General features: G+C 68.0%; 15 protein-coding genes and 1 riboswitch. Of the genes, 9 read left to right on the forward strand and 6 right to left on the reverse strand.

Features of this window, described 5'->3' with window-relative positions; all coding sequences use genetic code 11:
* Nucleotides 1-41 precede the first annotated feature (41 nt).
* The 4 genes from BRX43_RS03425 to thiC all read left to right on the forward strand — a co-directional run bounded on the left by BRX43_RS03425 (nt 42) and on the right by thiC (nt 5,424).
* Nucleotides 42-911, forward strand: coding sequence for a MipA/OmpV family protein (locus BRX43_RS03425; protein WP_241214731.1), 870 nt, complete (start codon nt 42-44; stop codon nt 909-911).
* Between the two features lie 325 nt (nt 912-1,236).
* Nucleotides 1,237-2,232 (forward strand): ferritin-like domain-containing protein, encoded by a 996-nt coding sequence (locus BRX43_RS03430; RefSeq protein ID WP_125993425.1) that lies wholly within the window; start codon nt 1,237-1,239, stop codon nt 2,230-2,232.
* Between the two features lie 37 nt (nt 2,233-2,269).
* On the forward strand, nt 2,270-3,310 hold the full coding sequence (locus BRX43_RS03435; protein WP_125993426.1) for a ferritin-like domain-containing protein: 1,041 nt from the start codon (nt 2,270-2,272) through the stop codon (nt 3,308-3,310).
* Between the two features lie 90 nt (nt 3,311-3,400).
* Nucleotides 3,401-3,509, forward strand: a riboswitch (TPP riboswitch).
* A gap of 55 nt (nt 3,510-3,564) precedes the next feature.
* On the forward strand, nt 3,565-5,424 hold the full coding sequence (gene thiC, locus BRX43_RS03440) for a phosphomethylpyrimidine synthase ThiC (RefSeq protein WP_125993427.1): 1,860 nt from the start codon (nt 3,565-3,567) through the stop codon (nt 5,422-5,424).
* A 248-nt stretch (nt 5,425-5,672) separates the two neighbouring features.
* On the opposite strand, the gene BRX43_RS03445 is transcribed toward thiC, so the two are convergent.
* Both BRX43_RS03445 and BRX43_RS03450 read right to left on the reverse strand, forming a co-directional pair.
* The gene (locus BRX43_RS03445) at nt 5,673-5,918 is read right to left on the reverse strand and encodes a DUF3892 domain-containing protein (protein WP_125993428.1); all 246 of its coding nucleotides are present in this window, start codon (nt 5,916-5,918) and stop codon (nt 5,673-5,675) included.
* Between the two features lie 396 nt (nt 5,919-6,314).
* Entirely contained in the window at nt 6,315-6,584 is a 270-nt protein-coding gene (locus BRX43_RS03450) for a type II toxin-antitoxin system prevent-host-death family antitoxin (RefSeq protein ID WP_125993429.1), read from the reverse strand.
* 12 nt (nt 6,585-6,596) lie between these two features.
* Here BRX43_RS03450 and BRX43_RS03455 point away from each other — a divergent pair, with 12 nt between their 5' ends.
* Nucleotides 6,597-7,835: a dipeptidase gene (locus BRX43_RS03455; RefSeq protein WP_241214732.1), complete on the forward strand. Its 1,239-nt coding sequence runs from the start codon at nt 6,597-6,599 to the stop codon at nt 7,833-7,835.
* Between the two features lie 7 nt (nt 7,836-7,842).
* Here BRX43_RS03455 and asd read toward each other — a convergent pair whose 3' ends face one another.
* Entirely contained in the window at nt 7,843-8,721 is an 879-nt protein-coding gene (asd, locus tag BRX43_RS03460; RefSeq protein WP_241214733.1) for an archaetidylserine decarboxylase, read from the reverse strand.
* Nucleotides 8,722-8,789: 68 nt separating this feature from the next.
* On the opposite strand from asd, the gene BRX43_RS03465 reads away from it, so the two are divergent.
* Nucleotides 8,790-10,451 (forward strand): aminotransferase class III-fold pyridoxal phosphate-dependent enzyme, encoded by a 1,662-nt coding sequence (locus BRX43_RS03465; protein WP_125993430.1) that lies wholly within the window; start codon nt 8,790-8,792, stop codon nt 10,449-10,451.
* A 108-nt stretch (nt 10,452-10,559) separates the two neighbouring features.
* Here the strand turns inward: BRX43_RS03465 and BRX43_RS03470 are convergent, their stop codons facing one another.
* Together BRX43_RS03470 and BRX43_RS03475 are read right to left on the reverse strand one after the other, a co-directional pair.
* Complete coding sequence (locus tag BRX43_RS03470; RefSeq protein ID WP_125993431.1) at nt 10,560-11,159, reverse strand: hypothetical protein; 600 nt, start codon at nt 11,157-11,159, stop codon at nt 10,560-10,562.
* Nucleotides 11,156-11,806 carry a methyltransferase domain-containing protein gene (locus BRX43_RS03475; RefSeq protein ID WP_125993483.1) on the reverse strand — a complete coding sequence of 217 codons (651 nt, stop codon included), beginning with the start codon at nt 11,804-11,806 and terminating at the stop codon, nt 11,156-11,158. Before BRX43_RS03475 ends, BRX43_RS03470 begins: the two co-directional genes overlap by 4 nt.
* A gap of 230 nt (nt 11,807-12,036) precedes the next feature.
* Here BRX43_RS03475 and BRX43_RS03480 point away from each other — a divergent pair, with 230 nt between their 5' ends.
* The 3 genes from BRX43_RS03480 to BRX43_RS03490 all read left to right on the forward strand — a co-directional run bounded on the left by BRX43_RS03480 (nt 12,037) and on the right by BRX43_RS03490 (nt 16,216).
* Complete coding sequence (locus BRX43_RS03480; RefSeq protein WP_241214734.1) at nt 12,037-12,969, forward strand: UDP-2,3-diacylglucosamine diphosphatase; 933 nt, start codon at nt 12,037-12,039, stop codon at nt 12,967-12,969.
* Between the two features lie 359 nt (nt 12,970-13,328).
* On the forward strand, nt 13,329-15,134 hold the full coding sequence (locus tag BRX43_RS03485; RefSeq protein ID WP_125993432.1) for a peptide MFS transporter: 1,806 nt from the start codon (nt 13,329-13,331) through the stop codon (nt 15,132-15,134).
* A gap of 116 nt (nt 15,135-15,250) precedes the next feature.
* A complete protein-coding gene (locus tag BRX43_RS03490) occupies nt 15,251-16,216 on the forward strand; it encodes an SGNH/GDSL hydrolase family protein (RefSeq protein WP_125993433.1) in 966 nt (321 codons plus the stop codon).
* A gap of 2 nt (nt 16,217-16,218) precedes the next feature.
* Here the strand turns inward: BRX43_RS03490 and BRX43_RS03495 are convergent, their stop codons facing one another.
* Entirely contained in the window at nt 16,219-17,484 is a 1,266-nt protein-coding gene (locus tag BRX43_RS03495; RefSeq protein WP_125993434.1) for an MFS transporter, read from the reverse strand.
* Between the last annotated feature and the right edge of the window lie 54 nt (nt 17,485-17,538).

Below are 17,538 nucleotides of genomic sequence, written 5' to 3' on the forward strand. Positions count from 1 at the left end.
GCGGCGTTGCGCTCCCGAAACAGGTTCCGGGAGACCCCCTTTTGCGTACGTCCATCCTCGCCGCCGCCGCGCTGACGGCGACCTTTGCCGCCGCCGCCCCGGCGCTGGCGCAACAGAACAGCGCGGCCGCCGCCGCGGATGTCTCCGCCGATTTCGATCGCGACACGGTGACGGTCGGCGTCGCCGGCGTCTACCTGCCCGATTATGAGGGGTCGGATGATTACCGCGTCGTCCCCGCCCCCGGCGCGCTGGGCTCGATCAACGGCTATGCCTTCACGCTCGCGGGCAACCGCGTCTCGGTCGACCTGATCCGCAACCAGCCGGGCCAGACCATCGACCTGCAGGCCGGGCCGATCGCCGTGGTCAATTTCAACCGCACCAGCCGCAAGCAGATCGACGATCCGCGAATCAAGGCGCTGGGCGAGCGCGACACCGCGATCGAACTGGGCGGCTATGTGGGCATCGGCAAGACCGGTGTCGTCACCAGCCCCTATGACCGGATCGCCGTATCGCTCAGCTATCGCTACGACGTGGCGGGCGCGCACAAGAGCGGCATCTGGCAGCCGACCGTGACCTATTTCACCCCGCTCAGCCGCAAGGCGGCGGTCGGCCTGTTCGCCTCGGCCGAACATGCCGAGGGCCGCTATGCGCGCTATTATTTCGGTATCGACCAGGCGGAAAGCGTCGCGTCCGGCCTGGCGCCCTATAATCCGCGCGGCGGGTGGAAGAACTGGTCGCTGGGCGCGCTCGGCACCTATTCGCTGACCGGCGACCTGCTGGGCGGATGGAAGGCGGTGGGCGGCATCAACTATCGCAAGATGCTGAACGATTACGCCGACAGCCCGGTGGTCAGCACCGCCGGGTCGCGCAGCCAGTGGCTGGGCCTCCTGGGCGTCGCATACACGTTCTGAACGCAGCGCCTCCCCGCTGGGGAGGCGGCAGGCCCGAGGCCTGACGAAGAGGGGCGTGGCGGGGGTGCCGGAACCGGTTCGCACCGACCGTCATACCCCTCCGCCACCCCATGGCGGCCCTCCCCGATTGGAGGGAGGATAGGGTATCCCGTGACCGCGAGCGGTCGCACCATCCCGGTCCAAATTTAATCTTTTCCCCCTGCGTCCGGAACTTAGCGCGACACGTTCCTTGTCTGGCACCGTGTTCCGGGAGCTAGACGATACGTTGCCGCCGAGAGGAATGCCCGCCGCCGCCTCCCTGCGCCGGCTATCGAGGGGATGTACCATGACCGAGAGCGAACAGTTGATCGCGGCGATGGACAATCGTGTCCGTCGACGCGACGAGCGTCGGGAATTCTTCAAGGCAGCGTTCGGCGTCGGGGCCTTCGCGGTCGGCGGCGCCGCGGCGCTCAGCTTTTCCGGCAAGGCGGGTGCGCAGACCACGGCCCTGACCGATGCGGACATCCTGAACTTCGCGCTCAACCTTGAGTATCTGGAAGCGCAATTCTACCAGATCGCCGCCAACGGCACCTATCTGCCCGCCAGCATGACCGCCAGCGGCGGCGGCACGGCCGGCGGCACCGTGACCGGTGGGCGCAAGGTCGGCTTCCAGGACCAGGTCGTCGCCCAATATGCCCGTGAGATCGCGGCGGACGAGGTGGCGCACGTCGCCTTCCTGCGCAGCGCCGGCGCGCTGGGCGGTTCGGCGGTGGCGATGCCCAACATCAACATCTCCGGCGATGCCAGCGGCCCCTTCACCGCCGCCGCCCGCGCGGCCGGCGTGGTCGCCGCCGATGGCGTGTTCGACCCCTATGCCGACGACAACAGCTTCCTGCTGGGCGCGTACATCTTCGAGGATGTCGGCGTCACCGCCTATAAGGGCGCGTCGCCGCTGGTGACCAGCAAGACTTTCCTCCAAGCCGCCGCCGGCATCCTGGCCGCCGAAGCCTATCACTCCGCGATCGTCCGCACGACGCTCTACGCCAAGGGCGTGCAGACCCCCTCGCTGCGCACCGCTGCCGACGCCATCTCCAACGCGCGCGACACGCTGGACGGCACGAGCGGCACCAATGGCGGCGACTTGGACCAGGGCATCTCGCCCACCACGGTCAACGGCCAGCTGGTCTCGAACATCGTGCCCGCCGATCCGACCACCGCGATCGCCTTCAGCCGCACGCCGCAGCAGGTGCTGAACATCGTCTATCTCGGTGCGGCGGCGACGATGGGCGGCTTCTTCCCCAACGGGGTCAACGGCACCATCCGCGCGGGCGTCAGCGCCTGATCCGTCAGCGAGAACCATCTTCAAGGGAATGACTTCCATGCAAGACGAACAAACCGTTCTCGACCTGATCGAGAAGGCCAAGGCCCGGCGCGACGCGCGACGGTCCTTCCTGCGCACGGCAGGCGGCGCGGCGGCGATGGCCGGCGGTCTGTCGCTGCTCGCAGCCTGCGGCGACGACGACAATGATCCGCCGGTCGTGGTGCCGACTCCGACGCCGACCGCCACCCCCGGCGCGGTGAGCGAGGCCGACGTCCTCAACTTCGCGCTCAACCTGGAATATCTGGAGGCGAGCTTCTACAGCTATGCCGCCTTCGGCACCGGGCTGGCGGCCAATCTGATGACCGGCACCGGCAATCAGGGCGCGGTCGCGACCGGCACCAGCGGCCAGCCGCGCGGCATCCAGTTCACCGACCAGACGGTGGCGCAATATGCACGCGAGATCGCCTATGACGAGATCGCCCATGTCCGCTTCCTGCGCACCGCGCTGGGCAGCTCGGCGGCGGCGATGCCGGCGATCAACATCTCGGGCGATGCCACCGGTGCGTTCACGGCCGCCGCGCGTGCGGCGCAGGTGATCGGCGCGAACGACGTGTTCGACCCCTATGCCAGCGACAACAACTTCCTGCTCGCGGCCTATCTGTTCGAGGATGTCGGCGTCACCGCCTATATGGGCGGCGTGCAACTGCTCTCCACCCCCGCGACGATCGAGGCGGCGGCCGGCATCCACGCGGTCGAGGCCTATCATGCCGGCCTGGTGCGCACCCTGCTCTATTCGCGCGGCGTGACGACCTCGTCGCTGGTCACCGCGGCCGGGCAGATCAGCGCGGCGCGCGACACGCTGGACGGCACGGCGAACACCGGCCTGCTCAACCAGGGCGGCAGCCGCGACCAGGGCATCGCCGCGACCACGGTCAACGGCCAGCTCCAGTCGAACATCGTGCCGACCGATTCGAACGGCATCGCCTTCGTCCGTTCGCCGCAGCAGGTGCTCAACATCGTCTATCTGAATGCCAATCCCTCGACGACCAGCGGCGGCTTCTTCCCCGCCGGCGTCAACGGAACGGTTCGTTCGACCTGATTTCCCCCTCCGTGGGTCGAACGGGAAGGGGTCGCGCCGATCGGCGCGGCCCCTTTTCGCTTGTCGGCCATGGCCAGGCCTCTATGCTGTCCACTTCCCCGGGGGAGCGCTGATGCGCGCTTGAGAGGGGGGCTGCAGCCCCCGACCCGCTGAACCTGATCCGGTTGATACCGGCGGAGGGAGGGCAAGACCGCAGCCAGTCCGGAGGATTGGCGTGGCCCGAGCCCGGCTTTCCGGCGCTTGGAGAGAGTCACATGGCCGATCTGCCCGCACGTACCGAAATCGGTGTCACCACCGGCCCCATCCGGGGATCGCGCAAGATCCACGTCCCCGTCCCCGGCACCGACGTGCAGGTGGCGATGCGCGAGATCACGCTCGATCCCGCCTCGGGCGAGCCGCCCCTGCGCGTCTACGACACCTCCGGCCCCTATACGGACCCGAACGTCCGGATCGACATCGATGCCGGCCTGCCGCGGCTGCGCGCCGGCTGGATCGGCCAGCGCGGCGACGTGGAAAGCTATGATGCGCGCAGCGTCCGACCGGAGGATAACGGCCAGCTCGGCCCCGACCGGTCGGGCGGCGTCCAGCCCTTCCCCAACCCGGTCCGCCGCCCCTTGCGCGCCCGCAACGGCGGCAACGTCACGCAGATGCATTATGCCAAGGCCGGCATCATCACGCCGGAGATGGAATATGTCGCGGCGCGCGAGAATCTCGGCCGGGCGCGGCGCGCCGAATATGCCCGCGACGGCGAGAGCTTCGGCGCGAGCATCCCCGATTATGTGACGCCCGAATTCGTGCGGGACGAGGTGGCGCGCGGCCGCGCGATCATCCCGTCCAACATCAACCACCCGGAATCGGAGCCGATGGCGATCGGCCGCAACTTCCTGGTCAAGATCAACGCCAATATCGGCAATTCGGCGGTCGCCAGCAACGTCGCGTCCGAGGTCGACAAGCTGGTCTGGTCGATCCGCTGGGGCGCGGACACGGTGATGGACCTGTCGACGGGGCGCAACATCCACGACACGCGCGAATGGATCATCCGCAACTCGCCGGTGCCGATCGGCACGGTGCCGATCTACCAGGCGCTGGAAAAGGTCGGCGGCATCGCCGAGGAGCTGACCTGGGACATCTTCCGCGACACGCTGATCGAGCAGGCCGAGCAGGGTGTCGACTATTTCACCATCCATGCCGGCGTGCGCCTGCCCTATATCCCGATGACCGCCAGGCGCGTCACCGGCATCGTGTCGCGCGGCGGCTCGATCATGGCGAAATGGTGCCTGGCGCATCACAAGGAATCGTTCCTCTACGAGCGGTTCGACGAGATCACCGAGATCATGAAGGCCTATGACATCGCCTATTCGCTGGGCGACGGTCTGCGCCCCGGCTCGATCGCCGACGCCAATGACGAGGCGCAGTTCGCCGAACTCTACACGCTGGGCGAGCTGACCCACCGCGCGTGGAAGGAGGACGTGCAGGTGATGATCGAGGGGCCCGGCCATGTGCCGATGCACAAGATCAAGGAGAATATGGAGAAGCAGCTCCAGGTCTGCGGCGAGGCGCCCTTCTATACGCTGGGCCCGCTGACCACCGACATCGCGCCGGGCTACGACCATATCACCAGCGGCATCGGCGCGGCGATGATCGGCTGGTACGGCACGGCGATGCTCTGCTACGTCACGCCCAAGGAGCATCTGGGCCTGCCCGACCGCGACGATGTGAAGGTCGGCGTGGTGACCTACAAGCTCGCCGCCCATGCCGCCGATCTGGCCAAGGGGCATCCGGCCGCCAAGCTGCGCGACGACGCGCTGAGCCGCGCCCGTTTCGAGTTCCGCTGGCGCGACCAGTTCAACCTGTCGCTCGACCCCGACACGGCGGAATCCTATCACGACCAGACCCTGCCGGCGGAGGGCGCGAAGACCGCGCATTTCTGTTCGATGTGCGGGCCGAAATTCTGCTCGATGAAGATCACGCAGGAAGTCCGGGAATTCGCCGCCAAGCAGAACGCCCCGGTCGAGAGCTTCGTCGCGGCGGAAGAGGCCGAGGCGGGGATGCAGGCGATGAGCGAGACGTTCCGCGCCAAGGGCGGGGAGGTGTATCTGCCGGCGGCGGAGTGACGTGATGGGTGGCCCCGCTTCCGGGTGGGGCCGCCGATATCAGACCAACATCGTCCCGGACTACGCTTTACTTCTTGCACCCCGGCGAAGGCCGGGGTCCAGTTGGGGGACGCTGGTGATGTACCAGGGTCGTTCGTTCACTGGCCCCGGACCTGCGCGTGGGTGGCACCCGGTCCTTATTTCAAGACACGGATACCACCCTATTTAATACTTCAGGGACATTCCGGCAGGCTGAGCAGATTGTTCGGCTACTCGCCGTCATTCTGCGTTTTGAGATATTTATTGCCCGCCGCACTGCGAGCGACGACCACCCAGGCGATCGAACCACCGACCATGGTGTAGAATTGCCACGTTCCGGATTCGATCGCGGCAATCGCCCATTCCTGCGTCACCTTCCAGGGAGATGGGGACGCCCCGCCCACATGAGAGATGCGATCATGGGCGCTGTATCGGTTCGTCTTGTTCATGCAATAGATTTGCGCGGTTTGCGGCATGTCTTCATCCTTCCGTCAACAAGGCCAACGGCGCGCAGGCATCTGCGCCGTTGACCGGGTGATGGAGGCCCCGTAAAATAAACACGCTCCGACAAGAGTGCGAGGTGGGATGCCTGCCTCCGGGATGGGTCCGTCGTTAGCGCGACGGCCCATTTCGTTTGCCACCGAATTTTCGAAAGCCTTTCAAAATCGGCTTCAAAACTTCGGCGACACAATAAGCCCCACAACAGCGAGGAAACATTTGCCCCGCAACGATACATACAGACCCAGAGGGGGCTATTCCCTCGTTGGAGGGAGAACGACTCGGCCTGTGCGCTTGAAGCTACATGCTTTTAAAGACATTTTAAATTATTCTGTATAGCTACGCTATATACAAACACAGAGGTTATTAGAAATCTAATAGGCTTGTTCGCCTAGCTTGTATCCAGCAATGCTTTCCAGCAACCGCTTGGCGTTGTTGGGCGAATATAACAGGTACAGCGTCTCTTTGATCGACGCCCATTCGCTGTCTGCGATCAGCACCACGCCCTCAGCCTTCTTCCGCGTGATGGCCAGCGGCGCACGATCGGCGACGCCCCGCTCCACCACGCTCTTGAAGTCGGCGCGGGCTTCGGAAATGCTGATGCTGTCCCTGCGCGATATCTCTCCGGTGGAGCGTCGGGACATGAGGATCACGATATGGGAGACGCGGACATGATCCTCGCCCTGCTACTCGCCGCCGTGCCCGCGCCTGCACCCGATACCGTCCCCGCCCGTGTCGACCGCATCCTCGCGCGCGCGCCGGTGATCGACGGGCATAACGACCTCGCCTGGGAACTCCGTGCGCATCAGGGCGGCGACGTGACCGCGATCGACCGCGACGGCGGCGCGCTGCCGCATCCGCTCCAGACCGATCTCGCCCGGCTGCGGCGCGGGCATGTCGGCGGGCAGTTCTGGTCGGTATGGATTCCGCCCGAGGTGACCGGCCCGCGCGCGGTCGAGATGACGCTGGAGCAGATCGACCTGGTCCGCCGCATGGTCGATCGCCATCCGCGCGACCTGGCGCGCGCCGGCACCGCTGCCGAAATGCGGCGGGTCATGCGGGGCGGTCGCATCGCCAGCTTGATCGGGGTGGAGGGCGGCCACCAGATCGACGGGCGGCTGTCGGTGCTGCGGCAATATCATGCGCTCGGCGTCCGCTATCTGACGCTGACCCATACGCGCAGCCTGGCCTGGGCGGATTCCGCGACCGACGATCCGATCAGCGGCGGCCTGTCGCCGTTCGGCCGGCGGGTGGTGGCGGAGATGAACCGGATCGGCATGATCGTCGATGTCAGCCATGTCGCCGACGCCACGGTGCGCGCGGCGCTGGCCGTGTCGCGCGCGCCGGTGATCGCCTCGCATTCCGCGGCCCGGGCGCTGGCGGATGCGCCGCGCAACCTGCCCGACGACCTGCTCGCCGCGATCGGCGCGCGCGGCGGGGTGGTGATGGTCAATCTCTACCCCGCCTTCCTGTCGACGGACTGGCGCGGCTGGGACCGGGCACGGACCGACTATGCCAAGAGCGTCGGCGTGCCGGCGGATGTCTATGGCCCGCGCAGCCCCGCGCCGCTGATCGCCTGGGACGCCGCGCATCCGATGCCGCGCGTCACCGCCGCCACCGCCGCCGATCATGTCGAGCATGTCGCCCGCCTCGCCGGGCGCGGCGGCATCGGCCTGGGTGGCGATTATGACGGGATCAACGGCACCGCGCCCGCCGACATGGCCGGGGTCGACGGCTATCCGGCGCTATTCGCCGAACTGGCGCGGCGCGGCTGGCGCGACGCCGATCTGGCGGGACTGGCGCAGGGCAATATCCTGCGGCTGATGGACCGGGTCGAGGCGCTGGCCCGCCCGACCGACCCGGCCGACGACGCGATCGATCCGCTGGCGCGCTGACGCCGGATCAGCCGGGCAGGCGGGCGAGTGGCTGCCCCGCCCGGATCGCCCGCCCCTCCACCAGTTCGGGTGCGAGGCGGACGCCGGCGGGCAGGAAGACCAGGATGGTCGAGCCATGTTCGAACCAGCCCATCTCCTCCCCCTTGGCGACCGGTGCGTCGCAGGCGAGGCGCGCGCCGCCCAGGTCGCGGATCGACCGCTCGGTATCGACCAGGTGCAGGCGGATGCTCGCCACCAGGATCGCGGCGACCGGCACCAGCAGGATCGGCAGGCCCAAAGGCTCCACCCGCGCCTCGATCACCGCGCGCTCGTTGCGGCAGAACAGCCGCTCGACCCGCTTGAGCGCGATCGGATTGACGTTCCAGCAGTCGCCCGAGCGATAGGTGACGCCCTCCACGCGCAGGTCGTGCGGCGCGTGGAAACGATGGTACATGCCCGCCGTCAGCCGCAGCGTGACGAACGATCCGTCCCGGAACCGCTCGACCAGCCTGGGGTCGGGGACCAGGTCGCCCAGCCGATAGGGGAAACCCTTCACCTGATAGGCACGGTCGCCCGCGATCCGGCCATGCGCGCCGACGATCGCGTCGCAGGGACTGGCGATCACCGCCGGATCGGGATCATAGGGCCGCGCGCCGGGCTTCAGCGCGCGGGTGAAGCCGTCGCGCAGGGATCGGAAGCGCGGGGTCGCCGCATCGCTCAGGTCGACGCCGGCGAACGTGCGCCACAGCGCCAGCGCCGGGATGCGGACCAGCGGATGCTGAACCTGCGCGATCCGCCCCACCAGCTGCGTCGCCCAGCGGCGCGGCAGGCGATTGGTCAGCAGGAAGTTGATATCCTCCTGCATCAGCAGCCGCATCCATCCGCGCGGCGCCTTGGCTGTCGTCATCGTGTCGATCCCGTCTGTCCCGATCATGTCTGTCATCGCCGCGTCACGCCGATGGGGTTGGTGGCGCCATGCATCCGCTCCTGCTTCCGCTCGCGGCCGCCACCGGCCTGCTCGCCGCCACCCAGGGCCGCCGCCGGCTCGCTTTGTCGCGCGCCAAGCATCCCTCGCTCGGCGGCCATGTCCGCATGGCGAAGCGAGTGGCGGGGCAATTGCCCTTCTACGATTACGGCGACGACCGCTTCTTCGAGGCGGACGGCGCGCCGGCTGAGATCGCGGCGCGGCGGCGCGCCTCGTTCGAGGCGCTGGCGACGCTCTTCGCCGAACGCTTTCCCAAAACGCTGGCGCTGACCCGCGAGACGCGCGAGGGCCTGTCCGACCTGCAATTCACCGGCCGCTACCGCGTGCCCTTCCAGTTCAGCCGGCGCGTGCGCGAGGCGCTCGGCGTCGGTGCGTTTCTCGACCGGTCGGAGGGGCCGCTGGTCTGGGATCTGGACGGCAACCGGCTGATCGACCTGACCGGCAGCTACGGCGTCAACCTGCTCGGCCACGACCTCTACAAGCAGACGATCCGCGAGGGCGTCGAGATGGCCGAGCCGCTGGGACCGGTGCTCGGCGCGCTGCATCCGGTGGTGGCCGATAATGTCGCGCGGCTGCGCGCACTGTCGGGAATGGACGAGCTGTCGTTCCACATGTCGGGCACCGAGGCGGTGATGCAGGCGGTGCGACTGGCCCGCTATCATACCGGACGGCGGCGGCTGGTGCGCTTCGCCGGGGCCTATCATGGCTGGTGGGGCGATGTGCAGCCGGGCGTCGGCAACCCCGTGCCCGCCGACGGCACGCTGACGCTGGCCGACCTGTCGGAACGGACGCTGAAGGTGCTGGCGACCCGGCGCGACATCGCCTGCGTGCTGGTCAACCCGCTCCAGGCGCTGCACGCCAATGGCGGCGCGCCGTCCGACGGGCAGCTGGTCGCGGGGCGCGGCGGCGGGCGCCAGGTGGCGCGCGCCGATTATGCCGCCTGGCTCCAGCGGCTGGCGGCGACCTGCCGGGCGAACGGCATCGTGCTGATCCTGGACGATGTGTTCATGGGCTTCCGCCTCGCCCCCGGCGGCGCGGCGGAATATTTCGGGGTGGAGCCGGACCTGGTCACCTATGGCAAGACGCTGGGCGGCGGCCTGCCGGTCGGGGTGCTGGCGGGCCGCGCGGCGCTGATGAAGCGCTGGCGCGACGACCGGCCCGGCGACATCTGCTTCGCACGCGGCACGTTCAACGCGCACCCCTATGTGATGGCCGCGATGAACGCCTTTCTCCGCCGGCTGGAGACGCCAGCGGTGCGGGCGCTCTATGCGGACATGGATGCGCGCTGGCGCGGCCGGGCCGAGCAGCTCAACGCCCGCCTCGCCGCCGAGGGCCTGCCGCTGCGGGTCGCGCATCTGACCACGGTGTGGACGGTGCTGCACGATGCCCCCTCCGCCTATAACTGGATGCTGCAATATCATCTCCGGGCGGCGGGACTGGCGCTGAGCTGGGTGGGCACGGGGCGGCTGATCTTCAGCCTCGACATCGACGACGCGCTGTTCGCGGAGATCGTCGAGCGGTTCGTCACCGCCGGACGGGCGATGCGCGATGGCGGCTGGTGGTGGCACCCGGCGGGCGCGACCGACAAGAGCGTCCGCCGCCGCCTGCTGCGCGAGATGATCGCGGTGCGCTTGGGGCGGGGCGTGGCTTGAAGCGCCATGCGCTCCGGCGAACGCCGGAGCCCAGGGTTGCTACATGCAACAGGCGTTGTCGCCCTCGGCCCTGGGTTCGGGCGTTCGCCGGAACATGGGAGGCCGATCTCACACCGCTTCGTGGCGATCGATCCGCTCGCCCTTGAGCAGCCGCAACGGCGCGCCCTTGTAGAGGCGGAAGTCGTTGAACGGATCGGTGACGATCTTGGTCGCCCAGACCAGCCCCGTCTCCACGTCATATTGCGCGAAGAGCTGGAGCGAGCGGACGATGATCGCGCCGATCCCCAGGACCAGCCAGCCGATCCCGACATGGCGCAGATAATCCATCACCCCCGCCGGCCTCTCCAGCGTGTCGAACAGCGTCGGCGTGGCGAGCAGCACCAGCGGCACCGACACCCAGACGCTCATCAGCACCCATTTGCGGAAGAGGTTGTAGCCCAGCTTGATCTCTTCCTTATGTTCGTGGCTGGCCTGGTTCACATGGTCGTAGGTCTTCGGCTCGAAGAAGAAATGCCCCGCCTGCCGGCTGGTCATCGCCACGCCCCAGGCGAGCAGGCTGGCGACCGCCGGATCGACCAGCAACAGGCAATAGGCGACCATGAAGGTGCAGGCGCTGACGAAATGCAGGCTCTGGTTGACCAGGCTGTGATGATAGTAGCGATGGTCGTCCCACCGCTGTTCGGCGAGTTGCGCGCGGAAGTTGCTCACTGGTCCTGTCCTTTGCCGCCGGCCGTCCGGCCGAAGCGCACGAGCGAGAAATGGCCGAAGGGCGCGATCGGCCGCGCCTCCAGCAGGGTGACGTCGGGCCGGCTGGCGACCCAGTCGCTGTAGAGCGAGAAGGGAAATTCGGTGCGGAAGCCCAGCCGGCTGGTGACCGGCATCAGCCCCCGCTCGATCGCGCCGCGCAATCCGCCATCGGCGCTGACGCGGGTGGTGATGACGATCTCGCCGCCCGGCCGGCAGACGCGGGCGCATTCGTCCAGCGCGCGCAACGGATGCGGCACGGCGGAGACGACATATTGGGCGACCACCACGTCGAACGCATGGTCCGGATAGGCAAGCCGCTCGGCATCGCCGATCTCGATCGCCTCGACATTGGTCAGGCCCAGCCGCGCGACCCGCCCGCGCGCCTTGTCCAGCATCGCGTCGGACAGGTCGACGCCGGTGATGCGGCTGCTGCGGCGATAGCGGGGCAGCGAGATGCCGGTGCCCACCCCCACTTCCAGGATGCGGCCGCCGACCCGCTCCGCCGCGTCGATCGCGACCGATCGGCCCTGGCGGAACACCGCCCCGAACACGAGATCATAGATCGGCGCCCAACGATCATAGGCCTTGGCCACGCCGATACTGTTCATCTGAGTCGCCAACCAGAAACTCCTCGTGCGGAAACCTGTCACGGACGGTCGGCGATATGTGACAGAGCCGCGTTGCACTTTTGCGATGTTTCGATGATGCCCGCCGTCATCGATCCGCCACCGAAGCTTCACGGGAATGGCATCGGATTGACCCACTCCGCTGCTATGCCCTGCCGGCAACGAAGATGGGCGCGCGCTCAGCCGCGCGTCCCGCGATCGGGGGATCGGACATGGCCGAGATGCACGCTGTCAGGACGTTCGCCCGGGTGGGCGATACAGGCTCGCACCGACGCGCCGCACCGCCGCTGCCCGCCTGGCTCGCCCTGCCCGACCGGGACGGCGGCGACGAGGAGGACGGGCGCGCCCCCCGCCGGACCCGCTATCGCACCATCTTCGTCTCCGACGTGCATCTGGGCACCAGCGGCTCGAACGCGGCGATGCTGCTCGACTTCCTGAAGGCGCATGAGTGCGAGACGCTCTATCTGGTCGGCGACATCGTCGACGGCTGGCAGTTGCGCAAGGGCTGGTACTGGCCCCAGGCGCATAACGACGTGGTGCGCGCGATCCTGAAGATGGCCAAGCACGGCACCCGCGTGATCTACATCCCCGGCAATCACGACGAGCATTTCCGCGACTATACGGGGCTGGAGTTCGGCGGCATCGAATTGCTGGACGAGGATGTGCATGTCACCGCCGATGGCCGCCGCCTGCTGGTGATCCATGGCGACCAGTTCGACAATGTCGTCCTCTACCACAAGTGGTTGGCCTTTCTGGGCGACGGGGCCTACACCTTGCTCCTGAAGAGCAACGGCCTGGTCAACTGGTGCCGCCGCCGCCTGGGCCTGCCCTATTGGTCGCTGGCCGCGCATATGAAGAAGCGGGTGAAGAACGCCGTGGCCTTCATCTCGCGCTTCGAGGAGGTGGTGGCGCACGCCGCCGCCGAGCGCCGGGTGGAGGGCGTGGTGTGCGGCCATATCCATTCGGCCGAGATCCGCCAGTTCGGCGAGATCACCTATTATAACGACGGCGACTGGGTGGAGAGCTGCACCGCGCTGGTCGAACATGGCGATGGCCGGATGGAGATCATCGACTGGGCCGAACGCGACCGGCAACAGGAACTCGCCGCGCGCGAACGCCCGCGACCGACTCTGGTCACGGCCTGACGGGACGCCGGTCCTTCGCGAGACCGGGTTTCCGCCCCTGATCCGCCTCCATCCCGGAACGGAGCAACATCCACAAAGCATTCAAAACATTCTACAACTTACCCCGACCCTTGTCGGGGCAGATGGCCATCGCGATGGAACGCCGGCGCTCGCGACGATCCCGCACAGGCCGGGACGAAAGCGAGGCGTTTCGAAGCCCCTGCACCCCCACCCTCCTCCGCGGCTCCGGGGCATGCCCGGCGGCACGGGATGTTTACACGCGCGCGCTTGCCGCTAGGGTCCGTCGCCATCGAACGGTCACGGACGATGACCGACCGGGCCCCGTGCCCGGAGCCGTGTATTTAGGGAGCGTATCTCGAATGGTGGACACCCCGACCGCGGACACCCCGCGCGAGCCGGACATCACCCATGTCAATCCCGCCGCCCAGGAAAGCTGGTTCGGCCATCCCCGCCAGCTGGCGCGCCTGTTCACGACCGAGATGTGGGAGCGGTTCGGCTTCTACGGGATGCGGGCGCTCCTGACGCTGTATCTCACCAAGCATTTCGTGTTCGGCGACCGCGAGGCGACCGGCCTGTACGGCGGCTATACCGCGCTGGTCTATCTGACGCCGCTGGTCGGCGGCTGGCTGGCGGACCAGTATCTGGGCTTCAAGCGCGCGGTGAAGTTCGGCGCGATCCTGATGTCGATCGGCTATTTCATCCTCTGCTTCGGCGGCGAAAGCGCCAGGCCGATCGCGACCATCGACGGCCAGCGCTATGCGGTGCAGGTCGACCAGTCGGCGAGCGGCGGCGAGACGCAATATCTGATCGACAACGGCCAGCGGCTGAAGATCCAGGGCCAGGAGGACGGCAGCGCCGCGCTGGTCGCCGCGGACGGCCGCGTCACGCGCACCGTGGCCCCCGGCAAGCTGGTCGCGGGCGGCGAGCGCAGCGACCTCTACGTCACGATCATGCTGCTCGGCCTGTGCCTGGTGTCGGTCGGCAACGGCTTCTTCAAGCCCAATATCTCGACCATGGTCGGCGAGCTCTACGCGCAGGGCGATCGACGCCGCGATGCCGGCTTCACCATCTTCTACATGGGCATCAACCTGGGCTCGTTCCTGTCGCAGCTGCTCTGCCCCTTCCTGGCCGATGCGATCGGCTGGTGGGCCGGCTTCGGCCTGGCGGCGGCGGGCATGGTGTTCAGCTGGGCGTTGATCCAGTTCGATGGCGGCAAGCTGAGCGGCTATGGCGAGCCGCCGCTGGCGGTGCGCCAGGGCGGCAAGGACCGGGCGCTGGGCATCTATGCGCTGGCGCTGCTCGGCGTGCCGATCTTCTACCTGCTGTTCATCAACCTGATGAACGCGACGCCGCCGGTGCCCGGTTCGGGCATCATGGGCTATATCGCCAGCCTGTCGCTGATGGGCAAATTGCTGTTCGGCACCTTCCTGATCGGCGTGCCGGCGATCCTGATCTGGTCGGCGGTGAAGGGCGACCGGCGCGAATTCCAGATGATGCTGGCGGCGATGGTGATGATCGTCTTCAACGTCGTGTTCTGGACGCTGTTCGAACAGGCCGGTTCGTCGCTGACGCTGTTCGCCGACCGCAATACCGACCTGTCGGTGTTCGGCCTCTTCTCGATCTCGGCCGGGCAGACCCAGTTCTTCAACGCGCTGTTCATCATCCTGCTCGCCCCCGTCATGTCGGCGCTGTGGACGGGGCTGGCGCGGCGCGGGCTGGAGCCGTCGGTGCCGGTCAAGTTCGCGATCGCGCTGGTCGGCGTGGGCGCGGGCTTCCTGTTCCTGGTCTGGGGCGCGACCATGGTCGGCCCGACCTTCAAGGTCGCGATCTGGTGGCTGGCCGGCCTGTACTTCATCCACAGCTTCGCCGAATTGTGCATCTCGCCGGTCGGCCTGTCGATGATCACCAAGCTGTCGATCGCGCGCATCGTCGGCATGATGATGGGCGTGTGGTTCCTGTCGATCTCGGTCGCGCAATATGTCGCCGGCATCGTCGCGCAGGTGGCGAGCGTGGAGACGGTGGGCGGGCAGGTGACCAACCTGAAGGTCAGCCTGGACACCTATACCGGCGTGTTCTGGACGATCGGCTGGATCGCGGTCGGCATCGGCCTGTTCCTGCTGCTGCTGTCGCCGCTCATCAAGCGCTGGATGCATGGCGTGAAATGATCGCGGGTGAGTCGCTCCGAGACGATCGGCGCGACTCACCGCTTGGCTAAGTCGCGGAAACGGCGCATCTTTGCGGGCAGGCGTGGTTAACGACGCCGCAGCAAGAGAGGAAGCCGATGAAAGCGTCACTCCTGGCCACCATGCTGGTGGCCCCATCGCTGGGGCTGGCAAGTCCCGCCGCCGCCACCCGAATGACCTCCAGCTACACCTCGCTGACCGTGTTCGGCGACAGCCTGGTCGATGCGGGCAATATCTACGCCCTGACCGGTGGCCAGATGCCATCGCCCGCGGCCGGCTATTTCCAGGGCCGGTTCACCAACGGCTATGACTATACCGACCTGCTGAGCATCGACCTGTTCGGCCGGCCGACCACCGCCTCGCTGCTCGGCGGGCGCAACTTCGCTTTTGGCGGCGCGCGGATCGTCGACAATGGCGACATCGTCCCCGATCTCTCGCGGCAGATCGACCTGTACGAGGTCGCGCTGGGCAGGACCGCCGACGGCAACGGGCTCTATGTGCTGAACGCGGGCGGCAACGACGTCTTCGGCGCGATCGCCGGGACGATCGGCGGGGCCGATCCGCAACGCTATCTGCAGGACGCCGCCAGCCAATATGCCGCCAGCGTGCAGCGACTGGACGGCTTGGGCGTGCGCAACATCCTGATCACCGACTTTCCGGTGGCGACCGCCGGAGCGATCAACACCCAGGCCAACGCCTATCTGGACGCGGCGCTGGGCGATCTGAAGCTGTCGTCCGACACGACGCTGTACCGATTCAGCTTCACCGATTTCTTCAACCAATTGTCGGTCGATCCCGGCCGGTTCGGCCTGCCCGCGCTCGACCTGACCACCACCTGCCAGGCGGCGGGCGCGGCGGCGATCGCCTCGGGCTGCGCCGGCTATTTCTCGTTCGACGGCACGCATCCGACCGCGGCGGTGCAGCGCGCCGCCTATCAGGAGATGAACCGCCAGTTCGCGCTGGCGGTGCCGGAGCCGACCAGCTGGATGCTGATGCTGACCGGCTTCGCCCTGGTCGGCATGGCGGCGCGGCGACGGGGCCGGGGCGTCCTGCGCCTCGCCTGAGCCTAGAGCGGGAGGGTGGGGCCGTCGTCCGGCGGCTCCACCGCCAGAGGCCTGACGCGGGTGAGCAACGCCGCGCCGATCAGGGCCGCCAGGGCCAGCCCGCCGCAATAGAGGCTGACGCCCGGCCAGCCGCCCCGCGTCCAGGCGATGCCGCCCGCCGTGCCCAACACGCTCGACCCGGCATAATAGAAGAACAGATACCAGGCCGCCGCCTGCCCCCGCGCCGCCGCGCCGCGCCGGCCGACCCAGGCGCTGGCGATCGAATGCGCGCCGAAGAAGCCGATCGTGACGATGGCGATGCCGGCGATCACCGCGACCAGCGGCCGCGCGGCGGATAGCGCCACGCCGATCAGGATCACCGCGACCGGGATGGGGAAGATCCGCCGCCGGCCGACCCGCCCCGCCAAGCCGCCGAACCAGGCCGAGCTGATCGAGCCCAGGATATAGATCAGGAAGATCGCGCCGACCGTCGCCTGGCTGAGGTGATAGGGCGCGCCCAGCAGGTGGAAGCCGACATAGTTGAAGATGGTGACGAAGATGCCCATCACCAGGAAGGATTCCATGTAGAGCAGCCGCAGCCCCGGATCGGCGAACAGCGGCCGCACCGCGCCGACCACCGCGCCCAGCCCGCCCGTCCCCGCGACGAAGCGCCGCGACGGCGGTGCGAGCCGGCGGAACGCCTCCGCCATCGCCAGGCCGGCCAAACCGACCACCGCCAGCGCCCAGCGCCAGCCCGCAAGATCGGCGACGACGCTGGCGACCAGCCGCCCGCCCATGCCGCCCAGGCCGCTACCGCCGATATAGAGGCCCATCGCCGATCCGACCGACGCGACGTCCACCTCTTCCGAGACATAGGCCATCGCCACCGCCGGCACCCCCGCCAGCGCCAGGCCTGTGAGCAGCCGCAGCGCGAGCAGCGCATACCAGCCGGGCGCGACCGCGACGGCGAGCGTCAGCAGACCGGCGGCGAACATCGCCGCGATCATCAGCGGCCGCCGCCCGATCCGATCGGAGACGAAACCCGCCACCAATATGCCGATCGCCAGCGGCCCGGTCGCCAGCGACACCGCGAGCGACGCGCCTTCCGCGCTCAGCCCATAGTCGCGCGCGAACAGCGGCAGCAGCGGCTGCACCGCATAGAGCAGCGAGAAGGTGGAGAAGCCGGCGAACAGCATCGCCAGCGTCAGCCGCCGATAACCGGCGCTGCCCTTGGCCAGGGGGAGATCGGCGGACGGTTCGGGCGGCGGCGGAGGATGGGATCGGGGCATGTCACCTGACGGTCGGGACGGTTCGGGCGGGATCGCGACAAAGCACACGGCCGG

Source organism: Sphingomonas sp. S-NIH.Pt15_0812, from assembly GCF_003951315.1.
Taxonomy (GTDB): domain Bacteria; phylum Pseudomonadota; class Alphaproteobacteria; order Sphingomonadales; family Sphingomonadaceae; genus Sphingomonas.